A 7,515-nucleotide genomic window follows, 5' to 3' on the forward strand; every position below is an offset into this window, starting at 1 on the left:
AGCCGGGAGCCCGTCATCCAGCTCGACGGTGTCCGCAAGACCTACCGGACCGGTTCCCTCGAAGTCGAGGCGTTGCGGGGGGTGAACCTGCGTATTTCCGAGGGTGAGTACATCGCGATCATGGGTCCGTCGGGGTCGGGGAAATCAACCCTGATGCACATCCTCGGATGTCTCGATGTGCCCACCGCGGGTAGCTACCACCTTGCCGGCGAGGACGTCGGCCGGATGTCCGAGGAGGAGCTGGCCGAGATCCGCAATCGGCGGATCGGCTTTGTCTTCCAACAGTTCAACCTGCTTCCGACACTGTCCGCGTGGCGCAACGTCGAACTGCCGTTGTGCTATGCCGGTACAGGCCGGACGGAGCGCCGCGACCGGGCCGTGGACGCGCTGGAGAAGGTCGGGCTGGGGGACAGGATCGCCCACCGGCCGAGCGAGATGTCCGGCGGCCAGCAACAACGGGTTGCCGTTGCCCGTGCGTTGGTCACCGATCCAGCGCTCATCCTTGCGGACGAGCCGACCGGCAATCTTGACAGCGTGTCCACGGGGGATGTGCTTGGCCTGTTGAGCCAGCTGCACGCGGCCGGCCGCACGATCGTTCTCATCACCCACGAACCCGAGGTCGCCGCCACCGCCGGCCGGGTAGTGCGGATCCGTGACGGTGATATCCAGGACGACACGGGGCCGGGGAAGCACGCCGGTACCGGGCTCGGTAGCGGGGATCACGCCAATTCGCCCCTGCTCGCCTGGGATGTACGCACATGAGCTGGATGGAGACACTGCGGATCGGCTTGGATGCGGTACGCACGCACCGGTCGCGTTCCGCTCTGACGGTGCTCGGCATCCTCATCGGTATTGCCGCGGTCATCCTCACAGTCGGACTCGGCCAGGGCGCCCAGGGCCAGGTCCGCGATCAGATCAACTCGCTGGGCAGCAACTTGCTCGTTGTCTCGCCGGGGAGCACTACCAGCAGCACCGGTGTCCGTGGCGGTTTCGGTTCGGCCTCGACGCTGACCGTGCAGGACGCCGATGCCCTCGCGGTCAGGGATGTCGCCCCCGACATCGCCGCGGTCGCGCCGGCCAGCCAGCGCAGCCTTTCCCTGACGGCCGGCGCGTCGAACTGGACCACCACAGTCGTGGGGACGACGCCCGACTGGTTGTCGGTCCGGGCCCGCAAGATTGCTGCCGGACGGTTCATCACCAGCCAGGACGTGACCAGCCACGCCGCGGTCGCGGTACTCGCGGCTACTACGGCCGAGCAGCTGTTCGGTGGCCGCAGCCCGATCGGCGCGACCGTGACCGTGTCGGGGGTTCCGATGCAGGTCGTGGGTACCCTCACCGCGGTCGGTTCCTCCGCCACGGCCAATGAGGACGATCAGGTCGTCCTCCCGATCAGCACCGCGGCCAACCGGGTGTTCGGCGGCGCGACGCGCACCTCCGTACAGAGCCTCTACCTGGAGGCGTCATCGTCGAAGACGCTGTCCGCGGCCTACCAGGAGGCCAACAACGAACTGCTCGCGCTGCACCACATCAGCACGCCCACCGGTGCCGACTTCACCATTGCCAGCCAGCAGTCCATCCTGTCCGCCGCGACTTCGGTCGACCGGACTCTCACCGTGCTGCTCGGGGGCATCGCGGCGATCTCGCTGCTTGTCGGCGGTATCGGTGTCATGAATATCATGCTGGTTTCTGTTACTGAACGTGTCCGCGAGATTGGTCTGCGCAAGGCCCTCGGGGCGCCACCCCGGGTGATCAGACGCCAGTTCCTGGTCGAGGCATCTGTTCTCGGTCTGACCGGTGGTATCTCCGGTGCCGCGCTCGGCGTGGTGGGTGCCGTGGCGCTCCCGCACCTGATTTCTCAGCGTATCGACGTATCACTTCCCGCAACTTTTGGATCGATCATCGTCGCGGTGGGAATCGGCGTCGGATTCGGTGTTTACCCCGCCAGCAGGGCTGCCCGCCTGGCCCCCATCGAGGCGTTGCGCAGCGAATGATGATCTATCGGTCTCCGGTCCGGCGTTCCGTCCAGGGCCACGATCAGGAAAGAGCCCAGCGTGTCCGAGTCGACTCTGCCCGCGAGTAACACCGCCGAACACGGCGTTCCTGGGCGCGGCCTGCCCCTGCGCGGGATGTCCGTACATGGGGTGCCCCCGCGCGTGGGCGCCGCTGCCCGGACAGCTCGGTCCGCATCCCGCCAGCCGCGGGTCAGCGCGGGAGGGCGGTTGACCGTCCTGCTGTCGGCCGCCGTATTCGCTCTGGTCGCCTGCGGTGGCGGCGGGAGCTCTACCACCGCGGCCGGCTCGACGGCGCCGGCCCCCGGGGTAAATCCCACGCCGGCTGGCCCACCGGGTGTCACGGGAACGGCCGCGGCGGTGACTGACACGACGATCCAGGTCCAGAATCCCTCGGTGGGCCAGGTCGCCGTCAATTTCACCACTTCCACCGCTTTCACCCGGACCGAACAGACCACCGCGTCCAGCCTGGGCGTTGGCGACTGCGTACTGGTGACAACGGCTTCGGGAACGGAAGGGGGCGGACAACCAGCCGCCACCGATGCCCCGGTCATCGCGCAGAACATTACGATCAGTAAGCCGGATGCGGGTAAGTGCACCGGCAACGGCGCGTCCCGCGCTGGTTTCGGCGGCGGGGCACGCCCCTCGGGAGCCCCGAATCCCTCCGGCGGCCCCCAGGCGCAGCGCAGTCCCAGGGCCGGCGGCGTGGGCCGCGTCGGCGCGCTCTTCGGCACTGTCACGTCAAAGTCCGACACGGCCTTCGTGGTAGAGACCATCGCCCGTGGGGACACCCCAGCCACGACGAGAACCGTTACCACGGGCGTTTCGACCGTCTACGATCACACGGTCCCGGCATCGGCCGCTGTTGTGAAGGTCGGCGAGTGCGTCACGGCGGTGGGCCCAGCTGACAGCACCGGGGCGATCACGGCCACGTCGATCAACATCCGGTCGGCGGGGCCCAACGGATGTACCGGTGGTTTCCGCCGGCAGGGCGAGGCTACGGGGCCTGCTAATGGCTGACCGGACATTCCGTGCCCGGCGCCGCCGGGTTCGCGGCTGGGCCGCCGTCGCCGTCGCTGTCGCTGTCGTCGGTGGGGCCGGCGGCGGTGTGCTGGCGGCCACCGCCTCCAGCGGGCCGTCCTACCGGACCGTAGCGGTCACCCGCCGCACGGTCGAGGCGACCGTAAGCTCTGTCGGCAGCGTGGCAGCTGTCAGCCAGGCGTCGATCAGTTTTCCTGTTGCTGGTCGAGTGGCGCAGGTTCCCGTCGCTGTCGGTCAGCATGTGACGACAGGTGATATCCTGGGCGAACTCGACACGTCGTCCCTTGCGGCATCCCTCGACAATGCTCGGGCGGTGCTTGCCCTCGCGCAGGCGAAGCTCGCGGCGGACCAGGCCAGCCAGACCACCACCGGTACCACGTCGACAGCTACGTCGACCGGCACCGGCACCGGCGCGGCATTTGTCACTTCCAGCCAGGCTGGTACGCCGGGCGGGAGCTATACCGCCGTAAAAATGATCACCTCCAGTGAGCCGCGAGTCGGCCCCACAGCTGGTGGAGGTGCCAGCCAGGATCCGGCATCGGCGGTGGATCTTGTCAAGCGCTACCAGCGGCAGCTGTTGGCTGACCAGCACGCCGCCGACACGGTCCTTTATCAGACCCAGGCCGATCTGGCGCATGAACAGTCGGTGTGCCGGGCCTTCCTGAACGGCCTCGGTCGTGCTTCAGAGCTGATGGCGGCAAGTTCCGCACGCAGCGGTCAGAGCCCGGCCGAGACTACCCAGGCTCCGAGCGCCACCCAGACCACGCAGGTACCGGAACAGGCGGCTGGGAGCACGCCCGACGGCACGGACTGCTCGGCGTTGCTCAAGGAGGTTCTTGCTGAGCAGGAGACCCTGAACAACGATCTACGCACGGTCGTCGCGGATGAAACGGCCCTCGATGCCGCGGTCGCCCAGCTCCTGACACAGTCTCCTGGAGGACAACCGGCCGCTGCGGGGGGGCAGCCTTCGCCGAGCCAGACCAGCCCCGGGACCGGGACCGGGGCCGGGAGCGGGACCGGGGCCGGGAGCGGTGGTCACGACCAGGCGGGCGGTAACACAGGAAGTAGCGGTGACACAGGCGGCACAAGTAAAACCGGCGATACCGGCAGCGTTGGCAATAACCGAGGTAGCGCTACTCGCGCGGGCTCCGCAGCGGGTGGTACGGCCGCGGGCGGGGCCAGGACGGGATCAGCCGCTGCGCGCGCGCCAGCATCAGCCGCGCAGATCGCCGCCGACCAGGCCTCGGTCGACGCGGCCAACGCCATGCTCCCGGTGGCCGCGCAGAGCCTGGACCAGGCACGGATCGTCAGCCCGATCAGTGGTCTCGTGGCCGCTGTCAATATCACGCCCGGCCAGTCCGTAACCGCCGGATCGAGTACAGCGGCGATCGTCGTGGTGAATCCGGGCGCAATGGAGGTCACGACAACCGTCAGCGACAGCAATGTTGCCGCGGTGAAGGTCGGCGCCAAGGTCACGGTGACTCCGGACGGCACTGATTCGCCGACAGCAGGCACCGTGGTGGCTGTCGGCCTGCTTCCGACGGTGTCCACAGCATCCACCGGGACGGGATCATCCACCGGGACGGGGCCGGGAGCGTCCGGCGGGGTTGCTTATCCTGTGACCATCGGTCTCAACGGCGGTGGCGGACAGCTGTTCGCTGGTTCCGGAGCGGCTGTGTCCATCGTTGTTTCCAGCGCGGTGAACGCGCTGGCCGTGCCCACGTCGGCCGTCCGTACCATCGGTAATCGTCATACTGTGTCCGTCCTGCGGGATGCCAAGCTGGTCAGCCTGCCGGTGGAGGTGGGTGCGGTCGGTGTGAGCTTCACCCAGGTGACATCCGGTTTGTCCGAAAGCGACCAGATTGTTCTGGCGGATCTGCACGCCCCCCTGCCCACCAGCAACACCACGCTGCGCGGGCTCGGTGGCGTGGGGGCGACTGGCGGTGGTTTCGCCGGCAGCGGTGCCCCCACCGGCGCTGGTAGACGGAACTGACTGATAGCGGCAGCGGCAGGTTGCTTTCGGCCGTGTTGGTCGGGTTGTCCGCGCACACTCGGCGCGTCCCGAGGGCTGTCTGTTCGAGGGCTGTCTGTTCGAAGGCCGCCGAGTGTGGATGTGCCAGGTGCGGCTGCCTTCTCAGCGTGGCGGCCCAGCGGCCTGCCTTGCGTAGTTGCCAACGGTGATGTTCCCCGTGGGCGGATCGGCCGGTTCCGGCTCACCTATGGGAAGAATGAGCCGGACACTGGTCCCGTTACCGGGCGCCGAACGTACGTCGGCGGTGCCGCCATGCGCGGCGGCGACAGCCGCGACGATGGACATGCCCAGCCCGCTGCCACCGTGGACCCGGTCGCGGCTCCCCGACGCCCGCCAGAAGCGGTCGAATACCCGCTCGGCCGCTTCTGGCGGCATGCCCGGGCCGAAATCGCGGATCGTGAGATGAACACGAGTGCTCTCCTGGACGAGCGTGGCCTCAACACGGGCTGTCACCGGGGTATGGACCCGCACGTTCGACAGAAGGTTCCCGACCACCTGTCGCAGGGCGTCGGCGTCGCCGACCACCACGCACCGGTCGGGGCAGGTCAGCTCAATGAGACGGTCCGGTTCGACGGCGACCGCGTCGGCGACCGCGTCTCGCAGCACGGCCGCGATGTCGACGTCCGAGCGCTCCAGGGGCCGGTGCTCGTCGAGGTGGGCCAGGTACAGCATGTCATCGACCAGGGCACTCATCCGGGTGCTCTCCTCCTGGACGCGACGCAGGGCGTCGTCCACATCCGCTGGCGGTATGACGCCCTGGCGCATCAGGTCGACGTAGCCGCGGATGGAGGTCAGCGGTGTCCGTAGTTCGTGGGACGCGTCCGCGACGAACCGCTGTAGTCGTTCCTGCGAGCGGACCCGGTCCTCGAACGCGGACTGGATCTGACCAAGCATGATGTTGAGTGCGGCGGCGAGCCGACCGACCTCGCTGCGCGCGGGCGAGTCGGGCACACGTCGGGACAGGTCCCCGCCGGCGATGGCGGCGGCGGTCTCCGCGACATCACGCAACGGCCGCAGGCCACGCCCGAGCAGCAGCCATGCCGAAAAAGCCGCGCCGGTGAGAACGGCGATCCCGGCCGCGATCTCTATGCCCGCCAGCCGGGCGATGGTTGCGGTGACTGGACGCAGCGGAATAGCCACGAGATCGATCTCGCCACCCGCGGGCAGCGACCCGGTGATCGCGCGGAAGCGCCTGCCATCGCTGACGATGGTGAACGGAGTTCCGGAGGCTACTCGGGCGTCGATGTCAGTGACAGCGTTGATGAGCGGACGGGGCGGCGCTGGGCCGCTGCCGCTTCCCGTGACGACCAGGACCGAGCCGTTGCGCCTGCGTAGTTCCACCACGTAGTCGGTCGGGGCGATCGCGCGCTGCAGGCCTTCAATACTGATAGTGGGCGCCACCTGGGCCAGCAGCGCGTTGCTACGGGCCGTCACGAGGCTCTGTGCGCTGCGCAGCTGATCGTCCGTCTGGTCGAAAAGGTAGGTACGCAGTGCGAAAATGCTGATGACCGCGGTACTGAACAATCCCACCGTCAGCAAGGCCAACAGGCCGATCATCAGCCGGGTCCGCAGCGCCGTTCCCCGTCCTGGGTCACTCACGAGTGTCAGACTCGCAGCCGTGGGCGCTGCCGTCGCCGTGCTGGTCGAAGCCGTTCTGGAGGCAAAGCTCACACTGGGGCTGGGATATCGGAAGCATAGTTGCGTGTTCAATTACGTAGCTGGGCCGCATGGCAACCATTCGACCATCAGGAGTCCTGACCTCCATGACCATCACCGACATCGCTACCGGTGACATCGCCGCGACCGAAGACGCGCTGATGCTGGACGCCGCCGCTGCGGATCTGCTGTTCCGTACGGCCCGGACCGCGAATACCTTCAGCGATGATCCCGTTTCTGACGAGCAGGTCCATGCTATCTATGACTTGATTAAATGGGCGCCGACCAGTATGAACACCCAGCCGCTGCGGATCATTCTGGTTCGTTCGCCCGAGGCGCGGGAACGGCTGGTACGGCATCTCAGCCCGGGTAACCAGGCGAAGACGCGCTCTGCTCCGCTGGTCGCCATCGTGGCCGCGGATGTCGACTTCCATGAGAACCTCCCGCAGGTTTTCCCGCATCTGCCGAACGCCAGGGATTTTTTCACCGAGCCGGTCGCGCGCGAGCAGACCGCGCGCTTCAATGCCGGCCTGCAGATCGGTTACTTCATCCTGGGCATCCGTGCCGCGGGGCTCGCGGCCGGTCCGATGACGGGCCTGGATGCCACCGCCATCGACAAGGAGTTTTTCGCGGACCAGCCGCTGCGCACCCTCGCGGTGATCAATATTGGCAAGCCCGGGGAGAACCCGTGGTTCGATCGCAGCCCACGGCTGGACTACGAGCAGGTCGTCTCCGTCCTCTGACCTGACCCGTATTTCGATGTTTGGGCCGGTTGGG

General features: G+C 67.6%; 6 protein-coding genes. 5 read left to right on the plus strand and 1 reads right to left on the minus strand.

What is annotated here, in order from left to right:
• Nucleotides 1-15: 15 nt before the first annotated feature.
• The 4 genes from MJ797_RS12695 to MJ797_RS12710 are packed head-to-tail and all read left to right on the plus strand — an operon-like array spanning nucleotide 16 to nucleotide 5,043.
• On the plus strand, nucleotides 16-762 hold the full coding sequence (locus MJ797_RS12695) for an ABC transporter ATP-binding protein (RefSeq protein ID WP_239334567.1): 747 nt from the start codon (nucleotides 16-18) through the stop codon (nucleotides 760-762).
• A complete protein-coding gene (locus tag MJ797_RS12700; protein ID WP_239334545.1) occupies nucleotides 759-1,991 on the plus strand; it encodes an ABC transporter permease in 1,233 nt (410 codons plus the stop codon). Before MJ797_RS12695 ends, MJ797_RS12700 begins: the two co-directional genes overlap by 4 nt.
• A gap of 60 nt (nucleotides 1,992-2,051) precedes the next feature.
• Complete coding sequence (locus MJ797_RS12705; RefSeq protein WP_239334546.1) at nucleotides 2,052-3,029, plus strand: hypothetical protein; 978 nt, start codon at nucleotides 2,052-2,054, stop codon at nucleotides 3,027-3,029.
• Nucleotides 3,022-5,043: a biotin/lipoyl-binding protein gene (locus tag MJ797_RS12710; protein WP_239334547.1), complete on the plus strand. Its 2,022-nt coding sequence runs from the start codon at nucleotides 3,022-3,024 to the stop codon at nucleotides 5,041-5,043. Before MJ797_RS12705 ends, MJ797_RS12710 begins: the two co-directional genes overlap by 8 nt.
• A gap of 141 nt (nucleotides 5,044-5,184) precedes the next feature.
• Here the strand turns inward: MJ797_RS12710 and MJ797_RS12715 are convergent, their stop codons facing one another.
• Complete coding sequence (locus MJ797_RS12715) at nucleotides 5,185-6,681, minus strand: cell wall metabolism sensor histidine kinase WalK (protein ID WP_239334548.1); 1,497 nt, start codon at nucleotides 6,679-6,681, stop codon at nucleotides 5,185-5,187.
• Nucleotides 6,682-6,845: 164 nt separating this feature from the next.
• Between MJ797_RS12715 and MJ797_RS12720 the strand changes: the two genes are divergently transcribed.
• On the plus strand, nucleotides 6,846-7,481 hold the full coding sequence (locus MJ797_RS12720) for a malonic semialdehyde reductase (RefSeq protein WP_239334549.1): 636 nt from the start codon (nucleotides 6,846-6,848) through the stop codon (nucleotides 7,479-7,481).
• Nucleotides 7,482-7,515 lie beyond the last annotated feature (34 nt).

This window comes from Protofrankia sp. CiP3 (genome assembly GCF_917627345.1).
In the GTDB taxonomy this organism is placed as follows: Bacteria; Actinomycetota; Actinomycetes; order Frankiales; family Frankiaceae; genus Protofrankia.

Bases quoted from the DNA above. Each gene is read 5' to 3' on its own strand.
- MJ797_RS12700 (WP_239334545.1), top strand. From the start codon at position 759: ATGAGCTGGATGGAGACACTGCGGATCGGCTTGGATGCGGTACGCACG.
- MJ797_RS12710 (WP_239334547.1), top strand. From the start codon at position 3,022: ATGGCTGACCGGACATTCCGTGCCCGGCGCCGCCGGGTTCGCGGCTGG.
- MJ797_RS12720 (WP_239334549.1), top strand. From the start codon at position 6,846: ATGACCATCACCGACATCGCTACCGGTGACATCGCCGCGACCGAAGAC.